The sequence below is a fragment of the Pollutimonas sp. M17 genome (assembly GCF_025836975.1).
Lineage (GTDB): Bacteria > Pseudomonadota > Gammaproteobacteria > Burkholderiales > Burkholderiaceae_B.
The window spans coordinates 46,394-71,024 of the sequence record NZ_CP107548.1; the positions used below are offsets into that span (position 1 = coordinate 46,394).

The following is a 24,631-nucleotide window of genomic DNA, read 5'->3' on the forward strand; positions in this document are numbered from 1 at the left end:
GCAGGGTCGGAATGCGGAGTTTCTGTCGGTAGGGCGGCTTGCCCTGGAGCATAATACCGCTTTCGTCAAAGCATCCGCGAAGGATTTGCATGCCTCTGAAAGACTGGCTGGCGGCATTGGTGGTGGTAACGGCCTGGGGGCTGAACTTCGTCGTCATAAAAATCGGCCTGGGCGAGGTGCCGCCGCTGTTGCTGGGGGCCTTGCGCTTCATTTGCGTGGCCTTTCCCGCCATTTTTTTCATCAGGCGCCCGCCGCTGCCCTGGCGCACCATCGTGCTTTATGGCCTGACCATCAGTCTGGGCCAGTTCGTCTTTCTGTTCACTGCCATGTATGTGGGCATGCCGGCGGGGCTTGCGTCGCTGGTCCTGCAATCCCAGGCCTTCTTTACCGTGCTGATCGCCGCGCTGCTGCTGGGCGAGGCCGTGCGCTGGCCCAATGTACTCGGGATGGCCGTGGCGGTCGCCGGCCTGGTCCTGATCGAGCGGGGCGCCGCGCCCGGCTCGATGCCGGTCCTGGGCTTTTTGCTGACCCTGGCGGCGGCATTGAGCTGGGCCGCCGGCAACATCGTGGCCAAGAGCGCCGGCAAGGTCGATATGCTGGGTCTGGTGGTATGGGGCGCCTTGATCCCGCCCTTGCCTTTCCTTGCCCTGTCCTGGCTGGTGGAAGGCCCGGAGGGCATCCGGGCCAGCCTGGCCGGCATCAGCCACGTGGGAATACTGTCGGTCGCCTATCTGGCGCTGGTGGCGACGATAGTGGGCTATGTGCTTTGGGGGCGGCTGCTGGTCCGGCATCCGGCCAGCAAAGTGGCTCCATTGAGCCTGCTGGTGCCGGTGGTGGGCCTGCTGTCCTCCGCCTGGTTCCTGGACGAGCGCCTGGCGCCGGTGCAATGGCTGGGCGGCCTGGTCGTCATGCTGGGTCTGGCCGTCAACGTGTTTGGCCAGCGCCTTGCCCTGGCACTGAAGGGACGCGCCAGGGGACTGCGTTAAAATTCGCCATGGCAGGGCTTGCTGTCATTATTTCCTTTTCTTGATTACAGGATGGCAAAATGAAATTTGATCGGTCGGGCGTGGATGCGCTGATGGAAATAACCAAGCGTCCCGAGCTGGTTTTTGTGCGCGGGCAGGGCTCCTGGCTGGAAGACCACAACGGCAAGCGATACCTGGATTTCGTGCAGGGCTGGGCGGTGAACTGCCTGGGCCATTGCCCCCCCGCCGTGGTCAAAGCCATCAACGAACAATCGGCGCTGCTGATCAACCCCTCGCCGGCCTTCTATAACCAGCCGTCGATGGAGCTGGCCAAACGCTTGACCGGCGCCTCCTGCTTCGACCGGATCTTCTTTGCCAATAGCGGCGCCGAGGCCAACGAAGGCGCCATCAAGCTGGCCCGCAAGTGGGGGCAGCTGCGCCGCAACGGCGCCTTCAAGATCATCACTTTCGACCATAGCTTCCACGGCCGCACGCTGGCGACCATGTCGGCATCGGGTAAGCCGGGCTGGGACACCATCTTCGCGCCCCAGGTCGACGGCTTTCCCAAGGCCAGGCTGAACGACATCGATTCGGTGCGCGCATTGGTCGACGACAAGACGGTGGCGATCATGCTGGAGCCGGTGCAGGGCGAAGCGGGCGTCATCCCGGCCAGCGCCGAATTCATGCGGGCCTTGCGCAAGCTCGCCGACGATGAAGGCCTTCTGCTGATCGTGGACGAAGTCCAGACGGGCCTGGGCCGTACCGGCAAGCTGTTCGGCTACGAGCTGTCGGGCGTAACGCCCGACATCATGACCTTGGGCAAGGGCATAGGCGCGGGCGTGCCCCTGGCGGCCTTGTGCGCGCGCGAGGAAGTCTCGGTTTTTGCGCATGGCGACCAGGGCGGCACCTACAACGGCAATCCCTTGATGACGGCGGCCGGCGTGGCTGTGTTCGATGCATTGACGGCGCCGGGCTTCATGGAGTCGGTCAACGAGCGCGCTGCGCAATTGTCCAAAGGCCTGCTGGCCTTGTCCGCGAAGTGGGGCATGAAGGGCGAGCGCGGCGAAGGCTTGCTGCGCGCCCTGGTGCTGGACCGCGATGACAGCGCCGCCATCGTGGATACGGCGCGGGACTGGGCGCCCGAAGGCATGCTGCTGAATGCGCCGCGTCCCAACCTGCTGCGTTTCATGCCGGCCTTGAACGTCACCGCCGACGAGGTCGAGCTGATGCTGGCTCGCCTGGACGAGGTGGTGGCCAAGGTGCGCGCCTAGCCGCCGAGGAATTTCCGCCAGCAAAAAAAGCAGCCCAGGCTGCTTTTTTTGCGTCGGCATCAAGCCGCCGCGGCGGCGGCCACGCCAACGGCGCAGCCGCATGACGCGGCCTATTGCGCCTTCACCACCTGCCGCCACTGATGCAGCAAGGGTTCGGTGTAGCCATTGGGCTGCTCCAGCCCCTTGAACACCAGATCGCAAGCCGCCTTGTAAGCCGCCGACGTATCGAAGTGGCCGGCCATGGGGCGGTACAGGGGGTCGCCGGCGTTCTGCCCATCGACCACGGCCGCCATACGCTGCATGGTTTCAGTGATCTGTTCCTTGCTGACGACGCCATGGCGCAGCCAGTTGGCCATATGCTGGCTGGAGATGCGCAAGGTTGCGCGGTCTTCCATCAGGCCCACGTCATGGATGTCGGGGACTTTGGAGCAGCCTATGCCCTGGTCGATCCAGCGTACGACATAGCCCAGGATGCCCTGCGCATTGTTGTCCAGTTCTTCCTGGATTTCCTGGGCCGACCAGTTTGTGTCCGTTGCCACGGGAATGGTCAGGATCTTGTCGAGCAGCGGTTCGGACTTGCCTTCCATGCCGCGCTGTATTTCCTGAACATCGACCTGGTGGTAGTGGAGGGCGTGCAGCGTGGCCGCCGTGGGCGATGGCACCCAGGCCGTGTTGCCGCCCGCCTTCAGGTGGCCGATTTTCTGCACCAGCATGTCGGCCATCAGGTCGGGCATGGCCCACATTCCCTTGCCGATCTGAGCCTGCCCGCGCAGGCCGCATTCCAGGCCGGTCTGCACGTTGTTGCGCTCGTAGGCGTCGATCCAGACGCTGCGCTTCATGTCGCCCTTGCGCACCATGGGGCCGGCCTCCATGGACGTATGCATCTCGTCGCCGGTGCGATCCAGGAAGCCGGTGTTGATGAAAGCGACGCGCTCGCGGGCCTGCGCGATGCATGCCTTCAGATTGGCGCTGGTGCGGCGCTCTTCGTCCATGATGCCCATCTTGATGGTGTTGGGCGCCAGGCCCAGCAAGGCTTCGGTACGGGAGAAAAGCTCGCTGGCGAAAGCGACCTCGTCGGGCCCGTGCATCTTGGGCTTGACGATGTAAACGGAACCTTCGCGCGAGTTGCCGCCCCGCTTCAGGTCATGCATGGCGATCAGGGTCGTGAACACCGCGTCCAATATGCCTTCGGGAACTTCCTTGCCTTGCTCGTCGAGCACGGCGGGGTTGGTCATGAGGTGGCCCACATTGCGGATGAACATCAGCGACCGGCCATGCAGTGATTGGGTATTGCCGTTCAGGTCGGTGTACTGCCGGTCGGGGTTCAGGGCGCGGGTGAAGGTCTTGCCGCCCTTGCTGACTTGTTCGGTCAGGGTGCCGGTCATCAGGCCCAGCCAGTTGCGATAGGCGCAGACTTTGTCTTCGGCATCGACGGCGGCGATGGAGTCCTCGCAATCCATGATGGTGGTGATGGCCGATTCCAGCAGGACATCCTTGACGCCGGCCTGGTCCTGCTGGCCGATGGGGTGGTTCTTGTCGATCTGGATTTCGAAATGCAGGCCGTTGTGCTTGAATACCAGCGCTTCGGGCGCGGCGGCCTCGCCGCGATAGCCCAGGAACAGTGCGGGCTGGGCCAGGCCGGTTTGCTGGCCGGATTTCAGCGAGACCTGCAACTGGCCGTTGGCCACGGCATAGGCGCCGGCGTCGCGGTGCGAGCCCTGGGCAAGCGGGATGCTGTCGTCCAGGAACTGGCGGGCAAAGGCGATGACCTTGGCGCCGCGCACCGGGTTGTAGCCGCCCGCGCGCTCGGCGCCGTCGGTTTCGGGGATGGCGTCGGTGCCGTAGAGGGCATCGTACAGGCTGCCCCAGCGCGCATTGGCGGCGTTCAGCGCATAGCGGGCGTTGGTGATGGGCACCACCAGCTGCGGCCCCGCCTGCTGGGTCACTTCGCTGTCCACCTTGGTGGTTTTGACGGCCACCGAGGCGGGAGCGTCTTGCAGATAGCCGATCTTGCGCAGGAAAGCCTGATAGGCGTCGGCATCCTTGATGGGCCCGGGGTTCTGGCGATACCAGTTGTCCAGTTCGGCCTGGAGACGGTCGCGCTCGGCGAGCAGCGCGCGGTTCCGGGGGGCCAGGTCGTGAACCAGCTTGTCGAAACCGGACCAGAACGCATCGGCGGCGACACCCGTGCCGGGCAGGGCCTCGCGCTCGACAAATTGATAAAGCCCGGTGGCAACCTGAAGCCGCTTGCAGGATGTTCGTTCGGTCATCGCAGTTCCTTTGAAGAAGGTTGATAAAGAATTCGAGCGCGCAAGGCACCGCCGGGGCAAGGCCTGTATAGGCGTTGTAACCTGGAGCGAGTAGACTGTTGTCAGGCCGCGTTATTTCGTTCTTTGGCCGCCAAAGGGCGGCTGCGGCCGGATGCGAGTGGCGCGGTCCTATTATGGACTGGACCGTAAAAGTACTCAACATCATCCAAAGTCAAAGGACTTGCTACTAAAAGTTCCTTATCTGGCATCGGTGCACAGCATCGCGGTGCGGCCGCGCATTTCTTTCTGACTACCCCGGGCACAGGAGAACATCATGAAGAATCAATTGAAACTGATCGGCGCGCCATCGGCTTTGCTGCTGCTGGAGGGCTGGTCGGCGATGGAAGGGCGTGACGCCATACACAAGACCTTCATCTTCAAGAATTTCAATGAGGCGTTCGGGTTCATGACCCAGGCGGCCATGCAGGCCGAGAAGCTGGATCACCACCCCGAATGGACGAACGTCTACAACCGCGTCAGCGTGACCCTGACCACGCACGACGCCAAGGGCGTGACCGAACGCGATGTCGCCCTGGCCGCATTCATGGATCAGCTTGCCTGACCACCCGCCGGGTGGCTTGCGGGCGCGCGCCGCTAGCCGGGCAGCCAGGCCACCAGCACCGACACCGTTGCCAGCGAAAGGACCGTCGACAGCAGGATGGCCCGCGAGGTGACCGCGGGTTCGCGTTCGTACAGCTTGGCCAGCATGAAGGGGCCGGTACCCACCGGCAGGGCGGCCAGCAATACCGCCGTGGTCGCCCACAGGGGCGGCATATCGAACACCCAGTACACCAGCGCGAAGGCGATGGCGGGATGCAGGAGCAGCTTCAGGGCCACGATGCGCCATACGGCGCCATGGTGTTCGGTGGGCTGGCCCTGGGCCAGGAAAAGCCCTATGGTGATCAATGCGCAGGGACTGGCGGCGGCGCCCAGCAAGGTCGTGAACTGCTCCACGGCATAGGGCAGGGGCCAGCCAAGGATGGCGACCAGGGTACCCAGCAGCGGCGCGGCGACCAGAGGGTTGCGCAGCAGGGAAGCGGCCACTTTGCGCACGGTGCGCCAGACATTGGGCGAGCCGAGCAGGTCGATCTCGATCAGGACGATGGAGAAGGCGAACAGCACGCAGGCGGTCAGCAAGGTGGTGATGATGACCGGTGGAAGGCTGGCTTCGCCAAAGAGCATCAGGCATAGCGGGATGCCCATGAAACCGGCGTTCGAATACGAGGCGGCCAGGCCTTCGATGCTGGCGTCCGCCAGCCTTCCGCGGCGCTGCCGGTCCATAGCGTACGACACCAGGAATACCGCCGCGATGGCCAGGCTGGACGCGGCGACGAAGCCGGGCTGGTTGACCTGTTCCCAGGTGATCTTCGCCATGGACTGGAAAAGCAGCGCGGGCAGGGCCAGCCACACCACGAATTTGTTCAGGCTGTCGACGGCGCCCGGCCCCAGCAGCCGCTTCCGGGCGCTGACATACCCGAGCAGTATGAGCGCGAACAGGGGAAAGACGGCATTGACGATGACGCTCAAGTTGGATTCCGGCCGGTGAGTTCAGTTCGGGCGTATTAAAGCAAATATTTCCCGGCTGCGGTGGCATTGCCGGGTCCGGCATATAGTGTCATAGTGGGTTTATATACTGTCATTTTTGCATCAGGTAGCGCGCCATGTTCGATTCTTCGGATTCCCTCGATTCCGCAGTCCTGCCCCCCGCCGTCCATTTCAAGAGCTTCACCGACGCCAGGGCCGCTGTGGAGCGGCTGGTGGAAATCTATGCGCGCAACACGGCCTTCATCCGCGACCAGTTCGCCAGCTACGCCAAGGGCGGCTGGACCGGCAAGCAGCGTGTGCGGGCCTATTACCCCGCCATACGCATCAAGGTGGACACCTACCAGGAGGTCGACAGCCGCCTGTCCTACGGCCACGTGGTGGAGCCGGGCGGCTACATGACGACGGTGACCCAGCCCGCCCTGTATTTCGATTACCTGCTGGAGCAGATCGGCCTGCTGATCAAGAATCATGGCGTGCCGGTGGAGATCGGGGAGTCCGATTTGCCCATCCCCCTGCATTTTTCCTTCGGCGACGGCCAGTATGTCGAGGGCGTGTATTCCGACAGTCTGCTGGGCGATGCATTGCGCGACCATTTCGACGTGCCCGAGCTGGCCGTGACGGACGACGCCATCGTGAATGGCACCTGGCGCGGCAAGCCGGGCGAGCTGATGCCGCTGGCGCCCTTTACCGCGCCCCGGGTGGATTACTCCCTGCATCGTCTGCAGCATTACACGGCGACCGCCCCCCAGCACTTCCAGAACTTCGTGCTGTTCACCAACTACCAGTTCTATGTCGATGAGTTCTGCCAGTGGGCCAAGGAAACATTGGCCCAGGGCGAGGGTGGCTATACGGCGCTGGTCGAGCCGGGCAACATCGTCACCCGCGCGGGGGCGGAGATGGAGCGCATTGGCTCGCCGCTTACGCGCATGCCCCAGATGCCGTCCTACCATCTGGTGCGCGACAGGCACATGGGCATCACGCTGATCAATATCGGCGTCGGCCCGTCCAACGCCAAGACCATTACCGACCATGTTGCGGTGCTGCGTCCCTCGGCGTGGCTGATGCTGGGGCACTGCGCCGGGCTGCGAACCACGCAGCGACTGGGCGACTACGTCCTGGCCCACGGTTATGTGCGCCAGGACCACGTGCTGGACGACGACCTGCCCATCTGGGTGCCGGTGCCGCCGCTGGCCGAGATACAGGTTGCGCTGGAACAGGCGGTGGCCGACGTCTCGGGCCTGTCGGGCTGGGAACTGAAGAAGATCATGCGCACCGGCACGGTGGCGTCCATCGACAATCGCAATTGGGAACTGCGCGACCATCACGAGCCCGTGCAGCGCCTGTCGCAGTCGCGCGCGATCGCGCTGGACATGGAGTCCGCGACCATCGCCGCCAACGGCTTCCGCTTCCGCGTGCCCTACGGCACCCTGCTGTGCGTGTCCGACAAGCCTCTGCACGGCGAACTGAAACTGCCGGGCATGGCCAGCGATTTCTACCGCACCCAGGTGGGCCAGCACTTGCACATAGGCATACAGGCTCTGGAGCTTTTGCGCGACATGCCGCGCGAGCGCCTGCACTCGCGCAAGCTGCGCAGCTTCATAGAAACGGCATTCAAGTAAGTTGCGGCGGCCCGCTTCCGCCTTGGCGGCTACGCCCCGCATGGGAGAAAAGATGAAATCGGTTTATCTGGCGGGCTTCGATGTGTTTCGCCCGGACGCCCGCGAATGGGGCGCGACCATGAAGGACTTGTGCAGCAAGTATGGGTTCATTGGCCTGTACCCCTTGGACAACGAGGCGCCTCGCAGCCTGTCGGGGTCCGAACTGGCCTTATGGATATACCGCGCCAACATTGCCCTGATCCATGAAGCCGACATGGTCGCCGCCAACATGAATGCCTTCCGCGGCGCCGAGCCGGATTCCGGAACCGCCTTCGAGGTCGGCTACGCCGTGGCGCTGGGCAAGCCGGTGTGGACGTATACCGACGACCCGCGGCCGCTGGTGCAGCAGATTCCCGGCATCCGGCAGCCCGTTGGCCCGGTGCATACCGACACCCAGGGCTATACCATCGAGGACTTCGGCCTTAACCTGAACCTGATGGTAGCCTGCAGTACCCAGGTGGTCGTCGGGACGGTGGAGGACTGCCTGAGCGAGATGGCCGCGCACGCCTGACGCCATTTCCAGCTCGTGCGTGTGGCCATGGTTTGTAAGCGCGTGGCTTTAGCTCATGAAACCGGCTGCGCCTTGGCAGCAGAGTTGGCGATGGACATGATGGGGGTAATGGACGATGTGTATCGTTGTGACGATGGGTACTGTTTGCGATGAATCATCCGCCCAGCCCGAATGATCCCGGCCCCCGCCACCCGGCACGCGTCAGAAAATACCCTACACGCCCCGCCACCCGCAACGGCACCGGGCTGTGCGGGCGCGCGGCGGAAAGAATGCATCGCCTCCGTCGATTGCGGGGGGCAATGCGATGGCGACGCTTACTTCTTCCGGGCGGCAATATCCTTTTGTGCCTGGTTGACCAAGTCTTCGCCTATGGTCTTCTTCCATTTGTCGAACACGGGCTTGGTGGCTTTCACGAAGGCGTCGTGCTGTTCGGGGGTCAGGCTGGTGACGGTGACGCCGTGGCTCTCGATGTCTTTCAGCATTGACGGGTCTTCGGGCGTCACGCCTTTGCGGGCAATGACGATTTCCTGCTTGCCGGCCTCGATGGCCGCTTCGCGCACGATCTTGCGGTCGGCTTCGGTCCAGGATTCCCACACTTGCTTGTTCACCACGAACACCAGCGGATCGGCCACGTAGTTCCACAAGGTCAGGTGCTTTTGCGCGACATCGTACAGCTTGGCGCCGGCATAGATGGACAGCGGATTTTCCTGCCCGTCGACCGCGCCGGTGGCCAGCGCCGGCTGCGCGTCGGCCCAGCTCATTTGCGTGGGATTGGCGCCCAGGGCGGTGAAGGTGTCGATGTACAGCGGCGAACCGACCACGCGCAGCTTCATGCCCTTCAGGTCTTCGGGCGCTTTCACATCGCGCTTGGAATTGCTGAGCTGGCGATAGCCGTTTTCGCCCCAGGCCAGCGGCACGACGCCGGCTTTCTCGATGTCCTTGAACAGGGCCTTGCCCACTTCGCCGTGGATGAGCGCGTCGATGGCGGCGTAGTCGGGCATCAGGAAGGGCAGCGAGAACAGATTCAGCTGCTTGACCTGTGGCGACCAGTTGATGGTCGAGCCGATGGCCATGTCGATGATGCCTTGGCGGATGGCGGTGAATTCGCGCGTCTGGTCGCCCTGTACCAGCGAGGTGCCGGGATAGATCTTGATGTTGATGCGCCCATCGGTGCGCTCCTTGACCAGCTTGGACCAGATTTCGGCCCCCTGGCCCCACGGGAAGGTGGTGCCCACGACGATGGACAGCTTGTATTCGGATTTATAGTCGGCCGCATGGGCGGCGGACGTTGCGGCCAGCGCCGCCACCGCGCACGTGATGGCGCCAAGCAATGAACGGATTTTCATGAAGTCTCCTCTCGGGTGTGTCGATGCACGGAAAAGCCGGCGGCGCCATGCCGCCGGCGGATTAAGACGGGGCTTGCTAGAAGCCAAGGTAGCGGGGCAGCCACAGGGCCAGCTCCGGAAACACGATGACCAGTATCAGTACGGCAAGCATCGATGCCAGCAGCCATCCCACCCAGCGCACGGTGCTTTCCATGGGGACCTTGGCGATGCGGCACGACACCATCAGGTTAACCGCCAGCGGGGGCGTGAACTGCCCCACGGCCACCATCAGCGTCAGGATCACGCCGAACCATACCGCGTCCCAGTGATAGGTGTTGGCGATGGGCATGAGCAGCGGCACGAAGATCAGGAAGATGGATATGCCGTCCAGGAACATGCCCAGGATGATGAGCAACACGATCAGCAGCGTCAGCACGCCGTATTCGCCCAAGCCTGAATTGACGATGGCCTGGGTGATGGGATCGATCACGCTAAGGGTGGACAGGGCCCAGGCGAAGATGCCGGCCAGCGTCACCACCAGCATGATGACGGCCGAAAGCTCGGCGGCCTCGCGCAGTATGGTGAACAGATCGCGAACTTTGATGGTGCGATGAATGCACATGCCCACGAAAAGGCCGTAGAAGACCGCCACGACGGCCGCTTCGGTGGGTGTGAAATAGCCCATGCGCATCCCGCCCAGGATGATGACCGGCGCAATCAGCCCCCAGGCCGCTTCGCACAGGCTGGGCCAGAATGGCGGACGGGGCAGGCTGCTTTCCAGGCCGCCCATGTTGTGGCGCCTGGCCAGCCAGACGGCCGGCACGATCAGCGCGATGCCGGACAGGATGCCCGGAACCATGCCGGCCGCGAACAGGGCGGGCACCGACGCCTGCGGCACCAGGATGGAATAGACGATGAAGGCGATGGAGGGCGGGATAAGGATGTCGGTCGAGGCGCCGGCCGCCACGATGCTGGCGGAGAAAGGCTTGGGGTAGCCCGCCCGGGTCATCGCCCCTATCATGACGGCGCCGACCGCCGCGGCGCAAGCCGGCCCGGAGCCCGAGATGCCGCCCAGGAACATGGCCACGGAAATCGCCACCAGAGGCAGCATGCCGGGCCCGCGGCCGACGATGGCAATGGCGAAATTGACCAGCCGGCTGGCCACGCCCGATCGGTCGAAGATGGACCCGACCAGCACGAACATGGGAATGGCCAGCAGCGGATACTTGGCCAGCCCCGCGTAGAAGCTTTGCGGGACCGCCAGCAGGCCGAACCAGTGCGTATCCAGGTTGGACATCACGATGGCCAGGGCGCCCGCGATGCCCAGCGCCACGCCGACCGGCATGCCGATGACCATCAGCACGATGAAGACGATGAACAGCGTGGTGACGATCATGGCGCATCCCGCAGCAGACGGCGCAGCATGCCGGCGATGCGCAGCGCGATGGCGAAGGACAGCACCGGCATCCACATCGAATACCACCAGGTGGGCACGCCGATGGCCGGCGAGGTGTCGCCCCAGTTGTATTCATCGAGCGCCATGCGCGCGGACAGGATGGTGAGCAGCACGAAAAAGGCCAGGACCAGGGAATGACTGACGAGCGCCAGCCGGCGCCGCCTTGCAGGCCTGCCGCCATCGGCGAAGAGCTCGATGCGTATGTGCTGGTTGCGCACGAAGGCCGTTGCGCCGGCCGTCATGGTGAGCACGATGAGCAGGAATACCGAGATTTCCTCAGTCCAGGCAAAGGAGCTGTCCGTCAGGTAGCGGATGAGCACATTGGCAAAGGTGATGAGCGCCAGGGCGGCCATGATCAGCACCGAGATCCAGTCTTCGATTCCAAGCGGTACCTTGACGGGAGGGTCCGCCGTTTCGGGCAGGATGGGTTCGATGGGCTCGTGGTCGGCGTCGTTCGGGGAAGGCATGCAGTGATGTACGGCTGTTTTTATAAGGTAGCCGACATGCTAACGCGCCGCGCCGTTTTTGATAGTCCGGGGTTTCCCGCGTTCAGGGGCAAGGATGGTGGGCAGGAGCCACGCCCGTCGGCGCCGTGAAAGCGCGGCGCGGGGCCGGGGGCCTTGCCAGGGCGCTGGCGGCGCCCTAGCCTTTCTTTGCCGATTTCTTCTTGTCCTTTGGCTTTTTTTCCTTCCCCGCTTGCTTCTTGGGCAGGGCCAGCATGGTGCCCCGGCAGTCGGGGGTGCCGCACAGGCATAGATAGTCCCGGCGCAGCGCCTTGGTGATGCGCCCTTCCATGATCAGGCCGTAATCGTAGAAAAGCTCCTCGCCCGCGGCGATGTCCCGCAGGGCGACGATATGTACCTTCTTGCCGCTGGCGTTCTCCTGCGCTTCGCAATTGGGGCCGCAGGAATGGTTTATCCAGCGCGCATCGTTGCCCTTGTCGCCGCCGTCGATGATCTTGCCGCTGCTGAGCGAGAAGAAAAAGGTATGGAAAGGATCGTCGGGATTGACCGGATGCATGGCATCGGCCTGTTCTGGGGTGATGCGCCTGCCTTTGTACTCGATGATCTGCGTGCCGGCGGGAATGTCGCGGGCGGCGAATACGCCTGTGCCGTGCAAGGTGGACTGCTTGACCAGGTGCCAGGGTTCTGCTGCTTGACTCATAGGAGGGTGTCTGAAGCCGTAGGGAAAAGAGAATAAACTTCTGCAATACCGATATCTTATGCAATAAAGCGCCTTACCGTGAATACTTCTACAGAAACCAGCAGCCGAAACGGCGCGCAAGCGCTGCTTGACACCCTGATCGCCCATGGCGTGGATACCATTTTCGGCTATCCGGGCGGTGCGGTATTGCCTTTGTATGACGCCTTGTATTCGGAGCCGCGCATACGGCACGTGCTGGTCAGGCATGAGCAGGGCGCCATGCATGCCGCCGAAGGCTATGCCCGGTCCACCGGCAAGCCGGGCGTGGTCGTGGTGACGTCGGGGCCGGGCATGGCCAACACCGCGTCGGGCCTGCTCGACGCCATGTGCGACTCGATACCGGTGCTTTGCATCAGCGGCCAGGTGGCCACCAGCGCGATAGGCACCGACGCCTTCCAGGAATGCGATGCCATCGGCATTTCGCGCCCCGTGACCAAATGGAATGCGCAGATCCGCCGTACCGAGGACGTTGCCGGCATGGTGGGCAAGGCGTACCGCCTGACCACATCGGGGCGCCCGGGGCCGGTGCTTCTGGATTTTCCCAAGGACATGCAGATAGGGCTGGTGCCCGAGGCGTCCGCCGGCGAGCCGGCCGAGGCCGAGCCGGGCATTGAAACGGCCGGCCCCGCCACCGAGGCGGCCATCAAGCGCGCCGCCGCGCTGATCGCCAATGCCAAGCGCCCGGTTTTTTACGGCGGCGGCGGCTTGATCAATTCCGGCCTGGATGCCTGCCATGCGTTTACCGCCCTGGTTCAGGACATGGGCGCGCCATGCACCCTGACCCTGATGGGCCTGGGCGCATTTCCCGCCGACGACCCCCTGTTCCTGGGCATGCTGGGCATGCACGGAACGCTGGAGGCCAACCTGGCCATGCACCACGCCGACCTGATCATCTGCGTGGGCGCGCGCTTTGATGATCGCATCACCGGACGGCTTTCGGATTTTTGCCCGCATGCCAGCAAGATCCACCTGGACATCGACCCGGCGTCCATCAACAAGGTGGTCCGCGCCGACGTGGCCCTGGTGGGCGACTGCTACCCCATGCTGCGCGCCTTGCGCAAAGAGATTGGCCAGCTTGCGCCGGACGCCGGCCGGCTGGATGCATGGTGGCAGCGCATCGCGGTGTGGCGCGCCAGGGAATGCCTGAAGGTCGAGCCGTCGCGGGAGCACATCCTGCCTCAGCACCTGATGCAGAGCCTGGACCGGGTGCTGACCGGCACCGACGCCATCATCTCCACCGATGTGGGCCAGCATCAGATGTGGGCGGCGCAATACATCAAGTTCAACCGTCCCAATCGCTGGCTGACCTCCGGCGGCGCGGGAACCATGGGCTATGGCTTGCCGGCCGCCATCGGCGCACAGATAGCGCATCCCGACAAGACCGTCGTGTGCGTCAGCGGCGACGCGTCGGTGCTGATGAACATCCAGGAACTGGCCACCGCAACCCAGCACCAGACGCCGGTCAAGCTGGTGCTGTGCAACAACGGCCACATGGGCATGGTGCGCCAGTGGCAGGAGCTGATACACGACGGGCGCTACAGCCACAGCTACAACGCCTCGCTGCCCGACTTCGTGGCTCTGGCCAAGGCCTTCGGCTGGGGCGCCGCGCGTGTCGAGGACCCGGCCGGGCTGGATGCCGCTTTGGCCGAATGCATGGCTTACCAGGGCCCTTATTTCCTGGATGTGGTGGTGCTGTCGCAGGAGAACTGTTTCCCCATGATGCCGGCCGGCTACGGACACCAGCAGGTCATGCTGTCCGAGGACAACTGGTACGTGGAAGACTAGGGCTCGCCGGCATGCCAGGGAAGGCCTTGCGCGCCGCAGCCATGGAAGCGATATCTAGAAAACCCCAATATTCCCGGGCCTGCGATTCGGGTACAACACTGGGCTTGGCATCACTTTTAATTGTTGGGGACAAAATGCGTAGAACCGGGTTTTTCAAATGCTTGCTTGCCGCAACCGTGGCGGGCGTTTTCGCCGCCGCGCCGGCCATGGCCGAAACGACGTTGAAAATGGCCTATGCCCTGTCGACGAATTCGCATTATGGTGCTGGCGCCGACGCCTTCGCCAAGGCGATCGAAGGCGGCAGCAAAGGGCAGCTCAAGATCCAGCAGTTCCCCAACAGCGCCCTGGGTGGCGAGCGCGAAGTCATCGAAGGCCTGCAGCTGGGCACCATAGACGTGGCCATCGTTTCCACCGGGGCCACGCTGAACTTCGTGCCCAAGACCGGCGTGTTCGACATTCCCTTCCTGTTCCGCGACCTGGCGCATGCGCGCAAGGTGCTCGACGGCGAAATCGGCCAGCAAATGCTTGCGGAATTTCCCAAGCGCGGCCTGATCGCCCTGGCCTGGGGCGAACAGGGCTTCCGCCAGCTCACCAACAATGTGCGTCCGGTGGCCAAGCCGGAAGACGCCAAGGGCCTGAAGATACGCACCACCGAGAATCCCATACACATAGCCGCCTTCCGCGAACTGGGCGTGCTGGCCACTCCCATGGCCTGGCCCGAAGTCGCCACGGCCTTGCAGCAGGGCACGATAGACGGCCAGGAAAACCCTCTGTCGGTCATTGTGTCGGCCAAGCTGCCGCAGTTGCAGAAGTACCTGTCCCTGACGGCCCACGTGTATGGCCCCGCCCTGGTGCTCATGTCGCCCAGCGCCTATGACGGCCTGTCCGACGCCGACAAGGCGATGTTCAAGGCGGCGGGGCACGATGCGGCCGTGGCCATGCGGAACTATGTCGATGCGGTAGAAAAGAGCGGCATCGAGGAAGTCAAGAAGCAGGGCATGCAGGTCAATACCGTGGACCATGCCGCCTTCGTCAAGGCGGTCCAGCCGGTGTATCCCCAGTACTACAAGCAGTTCGGCAAGGAACTGGTCGAGTCCATACAAAATACAAAATAAGCCATGGACACCGGGCACTGACGCGGGGGCTGGCCAAACGCCAGCCCTTGTCGTTCCCGGCGCTTGCGGCATCTCCTGGCTCCCGGTTCGGCACACAAACAGGACAAGGCAGTGACACTCATTCGATTTCTGGATCGTTCCCTCTTTCGGCTGGTTTCGCTCATTACCCAGCTGTTGATACTGTCCGCGGTGGCGGCGGGCTTCTACCAGGTCATCTCGCGCTTCGTTCTGGCATCGCCGGCGGACTGGAGCGAAGCCTGGACCCGCGCCTCGCTGATCTGGACGGTCATGCTGGGCGTGGCCCTGGCCTTCAGGCAGGGAGCCATGCTCAGCGTGGAAATGCTGCACAGCTTTCTGGAACCCCGCAACAAGCGCTGGCTGGAACACCTGATCCTGGTCATATGCGTGGGCTTCCTGGGCTTCCTGGCCTGGGTGGGCGGGCAGATGTCCTGGCGGGTGCGCTTCCAGACCATGCCCAGCCTGGAAGTATCCATTTCGTGGGTGTACCTTGCCATTCCCGTCGGCATGACGCTGGCCATATTGGCCGTCCTGGCCCTCTGGGCCGAAGGGCCGCGCAAGGCGATCGTCGATGACACCGTCATCTGAGGCGCCAGGCGTGGCCGCATATTCTGAACTTGATAACGGACTGAACCGGGTGAAACCATGCCGCAGCTGATGGTTGTTTCAATGTTGCTGTTTTTTACGCTGTCGGTGCCCGTGGCGGTGTCCATAGGACTGGCCAGCATGCTGGGTGTGGCCTACGACGGCATAACCTGGCTGGTGATTGCGCAGCAGATCTACGCCGCCCTGGACAAGTACCCGCTGGTTGCCGTGCCTTTCTTCATTCTTGCCGGCAACCTCATGGAAGCCGGCGGCATCTCCGAGCGCATGGTCGACTTCGCCAAAAGCGTGGTGGGCGGCATGCAGGGCGGCCTGGCTTGCAGCTGCGTGCTGACCTGCATGATCTTCGCCGCCGTGGCGGGTTCCAGCGTGGCCACCACCTTCGCGGTGGGCGCCATCCTGATTCCGGCCATGGTCAAGCATGGCTATCCCAAGCCCTTCGCCGCCTCGCTGCAAGCGTCGGCCGCCGAACTGGGGGTCATCATCCCGCCCTCGATTCCCATGATCCTGTTCGCCGTGTCCACCGACACTTCGGTGGGCGAACTGTTCATCGCGGGGATAGGACCGGGCCTGCTGATCGCGGGCGCATTGATGATCTATGTATGGCTGTATGCCCGCCGGCATGGCTATGGCAAGCAGGACGGCGCGGACCGGCTGGCGCTTTGGCCCGCCTTCAAGCGCGCCTGGCTGGCCCTGCTGATGCCCGGCATCATCCTGGGCGGCATCTACGGCGGCGTGTTCACGCCCACCGAGGCCTCGGCGGTCGCCGTGGTCTATGCGCTGGTGGTGGGGATATTCATCTATCGCCGGCTGACGCTGTCCACCTTGTCCAGGACGCTGCACCGTTCGGTGGTGTCCACGGCGGTCATTATGTTCGTCATCGCCAATGCGGGCGTGTTCGGCTTCCTGCTGAACCGCGCCGGCATTCCGGCGGCTCTGGGCGAATGGCTGAGCCATGTGTTCAACAATGAATACACCTTCCTGATGGGCGTGAACGTGGCGCTGTTCATCATCGGCATGTTCATCGAGACCTCGGCTTCCATCGTGGTGCTGGCGCCCCTGCTGCTGCCGGTGGCGATGCAGTTCGGGTTGGACCCGGCCCATTTCGGCGTAATCATGGTGGTGAACCTGGCGCTGGGCATGGTGACGCCGCCGTTCGGCGTGAACCTGTTCGCCGCCTGCACCGTGGCCAATCTTCCTATCGAGCGGCTGGTGCGATCATTGCTTCCCTTCGTGGGCGTCGTCGTGGCCTGCCTGATGGTGATCACCTATGTGCCCGAGGTTTCCTTGTTCTTCAAGGAACTGGCATATGGCTAAGAGCAGCGCTTATTGATTTCAAGCTGAAAGGGCCGGGCCCTATTTCATATGGAACCCAGCCCTTGCTTGAAGGCCACGACCATCAATGCCGCGGCCTTCCTGGGCCGGCGGATGCCGGCCTTTTTTCCATCGTGTATCAGGCGCCTTTCTTGCGCAGGGCGGCCAGTTCGTCCTGCACGGCCTGCCAGATTTCGGTGCCCACTTCCTTCTTGATCTGCTCATTGACTGGAGCAATCGTTGCGCGCATCTTATCCACATTTTCCGGCGTTGCCACATTGACCTGCATGCCATGCTCCTTCAGCGCGGCAAGGGCCTTGTCGGCCTCCTGGCGTGTGTCCTCGCGCTCGTAGTCGCGGCTGGCTTCGGCCGCCTTCATCAGCACGTCTTTTTCCGCCGCGCTCAGGCCGTCCCACCACTTCTTGCTGGCCGTGACGATCCACGGGCTGTATACGTGGTTGGTGACGCTCAGGTACTTCTGCACTTCATAGAACTTGCTGGACAGGATGGTGTTGAAGGGATTTTCCTGTCCGTCCACCGTCTTGGTTTCCAGCGCCGTGAACAGTTCCGAAAACGGCAGGGGGATGGCATTGGCGCCCAGCTTCCTGAAGGTCTCCAGGAACACGTTGTTCTGCATGACGCGCAGCTTCAGGCCCTGGAAATCCTCGCTGGTCTGCACGGGTTTCTGGCTGTTGGTCAGGTTGCGAAAGCCGTTTTCCCAGTAGACCAGTCCGACCATGCCCTTTTCCTGCAGCTTGTCCTTGATGAGGGTGCCGGTCTTGCCGTCCAGGATCTGGTCGGCCTCCTCGCCGCTGTTGAACAGGAAAGGCGTGTCCCAGATGGCCATTTCGCGGGTAATGCCCACCAGGGTGGCGGTGGAGCCCACCATCATTTCCTGGGCGCCGCCGATCAGCGCCTGCTGCATCTGTATGTCGGAACCCAGCGCGGCCGTGCCGATGGCCCTGACCTTCATCTTGCCGCCGGACAGCTTCTCGACCTGGTCGGCGAAGACCTTGGCGGCGCGTCCCTGGTTCGAGTCCTGGTTCAGGCCATAGCCGAAGCGGATCAGGCGTGACTGGATGTCGGCCGCCTGCGCGGTCAGCGCATGCGAGCCGGCCAGCAGGCTGGCGGCAAGAAATAGGGCTTTCAGTTTCATGGGTTCTCTCCTTTGGATAAGCGGGGCGTAGGTGTTGGCGGCCATCGAGCGGCGGCCGCCTTGCCGTGTTGTTGCGGTTAATGGAGCCAGCGTGCCGGCGCGATGATCAGCTGCGGGAAAATGACGAACAGGATGAGCAGGCCCAGGTAGACCGCCAGGAAGGGCGTGACGCCCCTGATGACGGACTCCATCCTGATGCGGCCCACGCCGGCCACCACATTCAGCACGGTGCCCACCGGCGGCGTGATCAGCCCCAGGCAGCCCACATAGACGAACATGAAGCCGAAATAGATGGGGTCGATATGCGCTTTCATGGCCAGCGGCAGGCATACCGGAGCGAAGATCAGGATGGTGGGCGTGAGGTCCATGGCCGTTCCCACGAACAGCAGGAAAATCACCATCAGCGCCATGAACAGCATGGGCTTGTCCATGATGGGGGCAAACAGGTCGGCCAGCTGGTTGGGCAGGTCGGCCAGCGTGATCATGTAGGCGGCCACGGTGGCGGCTCCGCACAGGAACATGACGATGGCGGTGGTGCTGCTGGTCGAGACCAGTACGCGGTAGCAGTCCGCCCAGCTCATGGCCCGGTATATGAACTTGGCGACGAAGAAGGCATAGACAGCGGCCACCACGGCCGCTTCCGTCGGGGTGAAGATACCCAGCCGGATGCCGCCCAGGATGATGATGGGCATGACGATGGCCCAGGTGCCGTTGGCCAGCGCCTTCCGGCGTTGGTGCCAGTCCGTCTTTTCCATGGAGGGCAATTTGTGCTTGCGCGTGATGGAGCGCCAGGCCAGCAGCAGCGCTCCGCCCATCAGGATGCCGGGGAATACGCCGCTGATGAACAGCTGGCTGATGGAGGTATTGGTGGTGACGCCGTAGATGATGAAGGGAAGCGATGGCGGGATGATGGGGGCGATGATGCCGCCCGAGCTCAACAGGCCGGCGCTGTAGGATTCCGGATAGTTGTTCTGGCGCATCATGGGCAGCAGGATGGTGGATAGGGCCGCCGTGTCGGCGATTGCCGAGCCGCTCATCGAGGCCAGCAGCACCGAGGCGAACACCGCCACGTAGCCCAGCCCGCCCGGTATATGCCCCACAAAGGCGCGGGCCATGTCGATGATGCGCTGGCTGAGCCCGCCGGAATTCATCAATTCGCCGGCCAGGATGAAGAAAGGCACGGCCAGCAGGGGGAAGTTGTCGAAGCCGGCTTGCAGATTCTGCGCCAGCAGCTGGGTATTGAAGAAATCCAGCTGCCACATCAGCGCGACGGCGGAGAGCACCAGCGACAAGGCGATGGACATGCCGATGGCCATGCCGGCGAACAGGACGCCAAGAAACAAAAGGGTGGATTCCATGGCGCTCAGCACCCTTTCCGCGACAGCGGGCGATCGATAAGGATTTCCTTGACCAGCAGCAGTTCCATGACGCAGGCCATGAACAGCGTCGCCGCCGCGGCCAGCGCCAGCGGATAGCCCATGACGGGGCTGAAGCTTTGCATGCCGGCCCATACCTGGTCCCATGACCCCTTGATGACCATGCCGAGAACGATGGCGCCGATGAGATGCGCCAGGTAATACAAGACGGTACGGATGCGCGGGCCGACGCGGTCGATCAGCAGCGTGAAATTCAAGTGCTTGCCTTCGTAGGCGGCCAGGGCGGTTCCCACGCAGACCAGCCACACGAAAAGCAGGCGGGACAGCTCTTCATACAGCACGAAGCCGGTATCGAAGGCGTAGCGCAGCACCACGTTGCTGAATACGGCAATGACCATGATGGTCAGGGTGACCGCCAGAAAGACTTCGGCGGCCTTGTGCAGCAGCGGTTTGGGCCGCTTCGGGGTGGGGATATCTTCAGATGGATTCATGATTCCTCGCATGCAGCCAGCGAGTGGCTGTTTCTAGGATGTCGGCAAGCGCGGCATCGCCGGCGACGCGCAGCAGGCCGGGTTCGCCAAGCGGCGGTTCCAGGGCCTGGAACTGGCTGTCGATGAGCGTGGCGGGAAAGAAATGGGCTGCGCCGCGCCCCGCCACGCGGGCCTGAGCCAGGTCGCGGCCCACGTCCAGCCAGATGAAGCGCAAGCCCGGTACGCGGCGACGCAGCTGATCGCGATAGCTGAGCTTCAGGGCGGAACAACTGAGCAGCACGCCTTGCCGGGCATGCAGGGTCAACTGCCCGCCCAGCGCGTCCAGCCACGATGCCCGGTCGCCGTCGGTCAGGGGAATGCCGGCCTGCATCTTGGCGTGGTTGTCCGCGCTGTGAAAGGCATCGCCCTCGACGAAACACCATCCCAGCGTTTGCGCCAGCGCCTGCGCCACCGTCGATTTGCCGCTGCCCGAGACACCCATGACGACGGCCGCAAGCCGGCGATTTGCGTCCGGCCCGCCAGATGCTTCAAGTGGTTGAGATAGCGCTATCTTTGGCATTGAAAAAAAAGGAGACTTCCGTAAAATGAGTGTTTCAGACAGATTCGGCCCAGGCGCAAGATAGCGCTATCTAACCGCGCTGCACAAGCTAGGGATTACGCTAATGACCCAATCTTCCCCGTATGCCAAAGGCATGGCGCCGCCGGCGAAAAAGGCGCGGGCCCATAGCCGCGCCACAGGCCGCGTCACCTTGTCGGATGTGGCGGCCGTGGCGGGCGTCAGCCCCATTACCGCATCGCGCGTGGTCAGCGGAAAGACCAATGTGGATTCGGACATGGCGGCGCGGGTGCGGGCGGCGGTGGATAAGCTGGGTTATCGGCCGGATCCGTCGGCGCGCGCCCTGGCGTCCGCCAAGAGCACCCATGTGGTGGTGCTGATACCCATGCTGTCCAATACCCTCTTCACCGATCTGCTGGAAGCCATACAGGAATCCATGTGGGAGGCGGGCTACCAGGTCTTCGTGGGCATCACGCGCTACCAGCCCGAGCGCGAGGCCGCCCTGCTGGAAAGCTACCTCTCGCATCGTCCCGCCGGCATCATCCTGACCGGTCTGGACCGCGATGAAAGCCAGCGCAGGCTGGTCAGGGACAGCCGGACACCCTGCGTCCACGTCATGGAGCTCAGCGCGGATCCATCGCTGCATTGCGTGGGCTTTTCGCAGGATCAAGCCGCAAGGCGGGTGGTCGGGCACCTGCTCGAGCGCGGCCGCAAGAAAATCGCCTTCGTCGGCGCCCAGCTGGACCCGCGCACCATGGAGCGTGCCGAGGGCTTTCGCGCCGCTTTGCAAGAGGCGCGCTGCTACGACCCGGCCCTTGAAATTCTTCGGGCCGAGCCCTCGTCCGTGGCGCTGGGGGCCGAAACCTTCAGGCAGCTGTTGACGCGGCATCCCGACATCGACGGCCTATTCTTTTGCAACGACGATCTCGCCCACGGCGGCTTGCTGGAAGCCTTGCGCATGGGCATTCCGGTGCCGGACCGCTTGAGCGTGGTGGGTTTCAACGATCTGCCGGGCAACGAGCAGATGCTTCCCTCGCTGACCAGCCTGCGCACGCCCCGGCGCGAAATCGGCCTGACGGCGGCCCAGATGCTGTTGCGCCTGATGCGCAAAGAGCCCGTTCCCGAAACGGCGGTGGACCTGGGCTTCGAGCTGATGGTGCGCGCAAGCAGCTGAGTGGCGGCATGGGCGCATCCGCCCTCGGGCATGGCCCGTCAATGAAAAAGGCCCGGCAAGCCATGGCTCGCCGGGCCGGATCGGATGCTCCGACTAACGGTTTCAAAACGGCGGATCGTCGTCCCCCGCCGTGGCCGCAGGCGCTTTGGCCGCCTTCTTTGCAGCCGTCTTGCCGGCGGCCTTCTTGGCGGCGGTCTTGCCTGCCGCTTTGGTCGCCGTTTTGGCGGCGGTTTTCTTGGCGGCGGTTTTCGTGGCTTTCTTTGCCGTGGACTTGGCCGCCGTTTTGCCGGCCGTCTTCGCCGCGGTCTTGCTGGCCGTCTTGGCCGCCGTCTTGCGTCCGGGCTTCTCGGGCCGGGGCTCGAACTCGAAGCCGATCTTGCCGTTTTCCTGCTTGACCAGGTAGGCCTTGAACTTGCGGTTGGTGCGGCTGGATACGAAGCCGTCCAGCAGGTCGGTCTTGCCTACGCTCAGCAGCTTGCCAACCTGCTCGGCCGAAATCTCCTGCTGGAGAATCATTTTGCCCGTGCGGAAGTCGCAGGTCTTGTCCGGGCCAACGGATTTCTCGCAGACATAGTTCATGCCGTACTCGAACACCTTGCCGCCGCACTTGGGGCATGTTCCCACGGGAGTGTGCCCCGAGAAGTCCACGGGCTCGGTGTCTTCGTCGTCTTTCTGGCCGAAGTCGAACTCCAGCTTGTATTCATCGGTGATGCGCAGCAGCGCAGCAAAAGGCCGGCCCATCTTGCTGATGAAGCCGGGCAGCGGCCCCAGCTCGCGCCTGGTCAGCAGCTCTTCCACTTCCGGGATCTCGAAAGTGCGTCCGCCGGGATGCTTGCCTATGGAGAAATCGCAGCTGGTGCAGGCGTAGCGACGGTAGTTTTCCTTTACCACCCCGCCGCATTTGGGGCAGGGCGTGCTCAAGGTGGCGTAATCGCCGGGCACGGTATCGCGCTCGTATTCCTTGGCCCGCTTGACGATGACCTGGGTCATCTGCGCGATTTCGCGCATGAAGGCGTCGCGATCCAGCTGGCGCTGCTCGATCTGCTTCAGGCGGTGCTCCCACTCGCCGGTCAGTTCCGGCGATGTCAGTTCGTTGACGCCCAGCCCCGACAACAGGGTCATGAGCTGGCGCGCCTTGGCGCTGGGGATCAGGTCGCGCCCTTCACGCCGCAGATAGCCTTCATTGAGCAGGCCTTCGATGATGGCCGCGCGCGTGGCCGGCGTGCCCAGGCCGCGCTCGGACATGGCTTCGCGCAGCGCCTCGTCGTCGACCAGCTTGCCGGCGCCCTCCATGGCCGAGAGCAGGGTAGCCTCGGTGAAGTGCGCGGGAGGCTTGGTGGCCAGGCCCTTGGCTTCGACCTCGTCGGTCTTGACCGTTTCACCGTCGGATACGGCGACCAGGTTGGTGTCGTCGCCTTGCGCTTCGCGCCCGTAGATGGCCAGCCAGCCCGGCGCCACCAGCACCTTGCCCTCGGTCTTGAAATGGTGCCCCGAAACCTCGGTAATGCGGGTCGTCAGACGGAACTCGGCGGCGGGGAAGAAAACCGACAGGAAGCGCTTGGCCACCAGATCGTAGATCTTGCCTTCCGCTTCGCTGAGCTCGCGCGGGATCTGCAAGGTGGGAATGATGGCGAAGTGATCCGACACCTTCTTGTTGTCGAAGATGCGCCGGTTGGGCTTGACCCACTTCTGCTTGCATATCGTGTCGGCGAAAGGACGCAGGCCGGCGGCCGCGCCGGAGCCGCCTTCGGATAGGGCTTCCATGGTCTGCTGGACGGTATGCAGGTAGTCTTCGGGCAGGTAGCGCGAATCGGTACGCGGGTAGGTCAGCGCCTTGTGGCGTTCGTACAGCGTTTGCGCCAGCGCCAGTGTGGTCTTGGCCGAGAAGCCGAAGCGCGAGTTGGCCTCGCGCTGCAGCGAGGTCAGGTCGAAGAGCGCCGGCGACATCTGGGTGGACGGCTTGGATTCTTCGGTGACCCGCCCGGGCTGGTCGCGACAGGCCGTGACGATGGTTTGCGCGGCCGGCAGGGACCACAGCCGGGAGTCGCGCTGTTCCGGGTCGCGCTCGTCGCGGACGAACTTGGGGTCGAACCAGCGGCCGCTATAGAAACCCGCCGCGGCGACGAAGGTGGCATGCACTTCCCAGTAATCGCGCGAAACGAACTTGCGTATGCGCTCCTCGCGTTCGGCCACGATGGCCAGGGTGGGGGTCTGAACCCGGCCCACCGGTGTCTTGAAGAACCCGCCGTCCTTGCTGTTGAAGGCCGTCATGGCGCGTGTGCCGTTGATGCCCACCAGCCAGTCGGCCTCGGCGCGCGACCGCGCGGCGGCTTCCAGGGGCTTCATGGTGTCGTCTTCGCGCAGGTTGCCGAAGGCCTCGCGTATGGCGGCCTGCGTCATGGATCGCAGCCACAAGCGCTTGACCGGCTTCTTCACGCCCGAGAATTGCACGATGTACCGGAAGATGAGTTCGCCCTCGCGGCCCGCGTCGCAGGCGTTGATGATGGCATCGACATCCTTGCGCTTGAGCAGCTTGACCAGCAGCTTGAGCCTTTCGGTCGAGCGCTTGTCGGTGGGACCCAGCTCGAACTGCGGGGGGATGACCGGCAGATGGGCGAAACTCCATTTTCCGCGCACGGGATCATTGGGGGCGACCAGGCTGAGCAGATGCCCTATGCTGGAGGCAAGCACATACTGTTCGCTTTCGAAGTAGTCGCCCTCCCGGGTAAAGCCTCCCAGGGCGCGGGAAATATCCAGAGCTACCGAGGGTTTCTCGGCAATAATGAGCGTTTTATTCATG

General features: G+C 63.5%; 21 protein-coding genes. 10 read left to right on the top strand and 11 right to left on the bottom strand.

Features of this window, described 5'->3' with window-relative positions:
* The first annotated feature begins 89 nt into the window (after positions 1–89).
* Both OEG81_RS00210 and OEG81_RS00215 read left to right on the top strand, forming a co-directional pair.
* Positions 90–986 carry an EamA family transporter gene (locus OEG81_RS00210; protein ID WP_264130674.1) on the top strand — a complete coding sequence of 299 codons (897 nt, stop codon included), beginning with the start codon at positions 90–92 and terminating at the stop codon, positions 984–986.
* A 59-nt stretch (positions 987–1,045) separates the two neighbouring features.
* Positions 1,046–2,236 carry an acetylornithine transaminase gene (locus tag OEG81_RS00215; RefSeq protein ID WP_264130675.1) on the top strand — a complete coding sequence of 397 codons (1,191 nt, stop codon included), beginning with the start codon at positions 1,046–1,048 and terminating at the stop codon, positions 2,234–2,236.
* A gap of 110 nt (positions 2,237–2,346) precedes the next feature.
* On the opposite strand, the gene OEG81_RS00220 is transcribed toward OEG81_RS00215, so the two are convergent.
* Positions 2,347–4,506, bottom strand: a complete 2,160-nt coding sequence (locus tag OEG81_RS00220) for a malate synthase G (RefSeq protein WP_264130676.1) — start codon at positions 4,504–4,506, stop codon at positions 2,347–2,349.
* A 313-nt stretch (positions 4,507–4,819) separates the two neighbouring features.
* Between OEG81_RS00220 and OEG81_RS00225 the strand changes: the two genes are divergently transcribed.
* Complete coding sequence (locus OEG81_RS00225; protein WP_264130677.1) at positions 4,820–5,107, top strand: 4a-hydroxytetrahydrobiopterin dehydratase; 288 nt, start codon at positions 4,820–4,822, stop codon at positions 5,105–5,107.
* A gap of 32 nt (positions 5,108–5,139) precedes the next feature.
* Here OEG81_RS00225 and OEG81_RS00230 read toward each other — a convergent pair whose 3' ends face one another.
* A complete protein-coding gene (locus OEG81_RS00230) occupies positions 5,140–6,072 on the bottom strand; it encodes an AEC family transporter (RefSeq protein WP_264130678.1) in 933 nt (310 codons plus the stop codon).
* Positions 6,073–6,206: 134 nt separating this feature from the next.
* Here OEG81_RS00230 and OEG81_RS00235 point away from each other — a divergent pair, with 134 nt between their 5' ends.
* Both OEG81_RS00235 and OEG81_RS00240 read left to right on the top strand, forming a co-directional pair.
* Positions 6,207–7,709 carry an AMP nucleosidase gene (locus OEG81_RS00235; RefSeq protein ID WP_264130679.1) on the top strand — a complete coding sequence of 501 codons (1,503 nt, stop codon included), beginning with the start codon at positions 6,207–6,209 and terminating at the stop codon, positions 7,707–7,709.
* 52 nt (positions 7,710–7,761) lie between these two features.
* A complete protein-coding gene (locus tag OEG81_RS00240; protein WP_264130680.1) occupies positions 7,762–8,259 on the top strand; it encodes a nucleoside 2-deoxyribosyltransferase in 498 nt (165 codons plus the stop codon).
* A gap of 314 nt (positions 8,260–8,573) precedes the next feature.
* On the opposite strand, the gene OEG81_RS00245 is transcribed toward OEG81_RS00240, so the two are convergent.
* From OEG81_RS00245 to OEG81_RS00260, 4 genes are all read right to left on the bottom strand, one after another.
* Positions 8,574–9,605, bottom strand: coding sequence for a DctP family TRAP transporter solute-binding subunit (locus tag OEG81_RS00245; RefSeq protein ID WP_264130681.1), 1,032 nt, complete (start codon positions 9,603–9,605; stop codon positions 8,574–8,576).
* Positions 9,606–9,681: 76 nt separating this feature from the next.
* Entirely contained in the window at positions 9,682–10,980 is a 1,299-nt protein-coding gene (locus OEG81_RS00250; protein WP_264130682.1) for a TRAP transporter large permease, read from the bottom strand.
* Positions 10,977–11,507, bottom strand: a complete 531-nt coding sequence (locus OEG81_RS00255) for a TRAP transporter small permease (RefSeq protein WP_264130683.1) — start codon at positions 11,505–11,507, stop codon at positions 10,977–10,979. The genes OEG81_RS00250 and OEG81_RS00255 overlap by 4 nt, the downstream gene beginning before the upstream one ends.
* 175 nt (positions 11,508–11,682) lie before the next feature.
* Positions 11,683–12,204: an SET domain-containing protein gene (locus tag OEG81_RS00260; RefSeq protein ID WP_264130684.1), complete on the bottom strand. Its 522-nt coding sequence runs from the start codon at positions 12,202–12,204 to the stop codon at positions 11,683–11,685.
* Between the two features lie 78 nt (positions 12,205–12,282).
* Between OEG81_RS00260 and ilvB the strand changes: the two genes are divergently transcribed.
* The 4 genes from ilvB to OEG81_RS00280 all read left to right on the top strand — a co-directional run bounded on the left by ilvB (position 12,283) and on the right by OEG81_RS00280 (position 17,081).
* Positions 12,283–14,028: a biosynthetic-type acetolactate synthase large subunit gene (gene ilvB / locus OEG81_RS00265; protein ID WP_264130685.1), complete on the top strand. Its 1,746-nt coding sequence runs from the start codon at positions 12,283–12,285 to the stop codon at positions 14,026–14,028.
* 134 nt (positions 14,029–14,162) lie between these two features.
* Positions 14,163–15,143, top strand: coding sequence for a TRAP transporter substrate-binding protein (locus OEG81_RS00270; protein WP_264130686.1), 981 nt, complete (start codon positions 14,163–14,165; stop codon positions 15,141–15,143).
* A gap of 111 nt (positions 15,144–15,254) precedes the next feature.
* Positions 15,255–15,749 carry a TRAP transporter small permease gene (locus OEG81_RS00275; protein WP_264130687.1) on the top strand — a complete coding sequence of 165 codons (495 nt, stop codon included), beginning with the start codon at positions 15,255–15,257 and terminating at the stop codon, positions 15,747–15,749.
* A 57-nt stretch (positions 15,750–15,806) separates the two neighbouring features.
* The gene (locus tag OEG81_RS00280) at positions 15,807–17,081 is read left to right on the top strand and encodes a TRAP transporter large permease (protein ID WP_264130688.1); all 1,275 of its coding nucleotides are present in this window, start codon (positions 15,807–15,809) and stop codon (positions 17,079–17,081) included.
* A gap of 136 nt (positions 17,082–17,217) precedes the next feature.
* Here OEG81_RS00280 and OEG81_RS00285 read toward each other — a convergent pair whose 3' ends face one another.
* From OEG81_RS00285 to OEG81_RS00300, 4 genes are all read right to left on the bottom strand, one after another.
* Positions 17,218–18,234: a TRAP transporter substrate-binding protein gene (locus OEG81_RS00285; RefSeq protein WP_264130689.1), complete on the bottom strand. Its 1,017-nt coding sequence runs from the start codon at positions 18,232–18,234 to the stop codon at positions 17,218–17,220.
* A 77-nt stretch (positions 18,235–18,311) separates the two neighbouring features.
* A complete protein-coding gene (locus OEG81_RS00290; protein WP_264130690.1) occupies positions 18,312–19,592 on the bottom strand; it encodes a TRAP transporter large permease in 1,281 nt (426 codons plus the stop codon).
* Between the two features lie 5 nt (positions 19,593–19,597).
* Positions 19,598–20,101, bottom strand: a complete 504-nt coding sequence (locus tag OEG81_RS00295) for a TRAP transporter small permease (protein WP_264130691.1) — start codon at positions 20,099–20,101, stop codon at positions 19,598–19,600.
* On the bottom strand, positions 20,088–20,582 hold the full coding sequence (locus tag OEG81_RS00300; protein WP_264130692.1) for a gluconokinase: 495 nt from the start codon (positions 20,580–20,582) through the stop codon (positions 20,088–20,090). Before OEG81_RS00300 ends, OEG81_RS00295 begins: the two co-directional genes overlap by 14 nt.
* A 181-nt stretch (positions 20,583–20,763) precedes the next feature.
* On the opposite strand from OEG81_RS00300, the gene OEG81_RS00305 reads away from it, so the two are divergent.
* Entirely contained in the window at positions 20,764–21,831 is a 1,068-nt protein-coding gene (locus OEG81_RS00305; protein ID WP_412034091.1) for a LacI family DNA-binding transcriptional regulator, read from the top strand.
* Positions 21,832–21,933: 102 nt separating this feature from the next.
* On the opposite strand, the gene OEG81_RS00310 is transcribed toward OEG81_RS00305, so the two are convergent.
* Entirely contained in the window at positions 21,934–24,630 is a 2,697-nt protein-coding gene (locus OEG81_RS00310; RefSeq protein WP_264130693.1) for a DNA topoisomerase III, read from the bottom strand.
* Position 24,631 lies beyond the last annotated feature (1 nt).

Excerpts from the sequence above, each read along its gene's own strand:
- OEG81_RS00210 (WP_264130674.1), top strand. The coding sequence starts at position 90 with ATGCCTCTGAAAGACTGGCTGGCGGCATTGGTGGTGGTAACGGCCTGG.
- OEG81_RS00215 (WP_264130675.1), top strand. The coding sequence starts at position 1,046 with ATGAAATTTGATCGGTCGGGCGTGGATGCGCTGATGGAAATAACCAAG.
- OEG81_RS00220 (WP_264130676.1), bottom strand. The coding sequence starts at position 4,506 with ATGACCGAACGAACATCCTGCAAGCGGCTTCAGGTTGCCACCGGGCTT.
- OEG81_RS00225 (WP_264130677.1), top strand. The coding sequence starts at position 4,820 with ATGAAGAATCAATTGAAACTGATCGGCGCGCCATCGGCTTTGCTGCTG.
- OEG81_RS00235 (WP_264130679.1), top strand. The coding sequence starts at position 6,207 with ATGTTCGATTCTTCGGATTCCCTCGATTCCGCAGTCCTGCCCCCCGCC.
- OEG81_RS00240 (WP_264130680.1), top strand. The coding sequence starts at position 7,762 with ATGAAATCGGTTTATCTGGCGGGCTTCGATGTGTTTCGCCCGGACGCC.
- OEG81_RS00245 (WP_264130681.1), bottom strand. The coding sequence starts at position 9,605 with ATGAAAATCCGTTCATTGCTTGGCGCCATCACGTGCGCGGTGGCGGCG.
- OEG81_RS00250 (WP_264130682.1), bottom strand. The coding sequence starts at position 10,980 with ATGATCGTCACCACGCTGTTCATCGTCTTCATCGTGCTGATGGTCATC.
- OEG81_RS00255 (WP_264130683.1), bottom strand. The coding sequence starts at position 11,507 with ATGCCTTCCCCGAACGACGCCGACCACGAGCCCATCGAACCCATCCTG.
- OEG81_RS00260 (WP_264130684.1), bottom strand. The coding sequence starts at position 12,204 with ATGAGTCAAGCAGCAGAACCCTGGCACCTGGTCAAGCAGTCCACCTTG.
- OEG81_RS00270 (WP_264130686.1), top strand. The coding sequence starts at position 14,163 with ATGCGTAGAACCGGGTTTTTCAAATGCTTGCTTGCCGCAACCGTGGCG.
- OEG81_RS00280 (WP_264130688.1), top strand. The coding sequence starts at position 15,807 with ATGCCGCAGCTGATGGTTGTTTCAATGTTGCTGTTTTTTACGCTGTCG.
- OEG81_RS00285 (WP_264130689.1), bottom strand. The coding sequence starts at position 18,234 with ATGAAACTGAAAGCCCTATTTCTTGCCGCCAGCCTGCTGGCCGGCTCG.
- OEG81_RS00290 (WP_264130690.1), bottom strand. The coding sequence starts at position 19,592 with ATGGAATCCACCCTTTTGTTTCTTGGCGTCCTGTTCGCCGGCATGGCC.
- OEG81_RS00295 (WP_264130691.1), bottom strand. The coding sequence starts at position 20,101 with ATGAATCCATCTGAAGATATCCCCACCCCGAAGCGGCCCAAACCGCTG.
- OEG81_RS00300 (WP_264130692.1), bottom strand. The coding sequence starts at position 20,582 with ATGGGTGTCTCGGGCAGCGGCAAATCGACGGTGGCGCAGGCGCTGGCG.
- OEG81_RS00305 (WP_412034091.1), top strand. The coding sequence starts at position 20,764 with ATGACCCAATCTTCCCCGTATGCCAAAGGCATGGCGCCGCCGGCGAAA.
- OEG81_RS00310 (WP_264130693.1), bottom strand. The coding sequence starts at position 24,630 with ATGAATAAAACGCTCATTATTGCCGAGAAACCCTCGGTAGCTCTGGAT.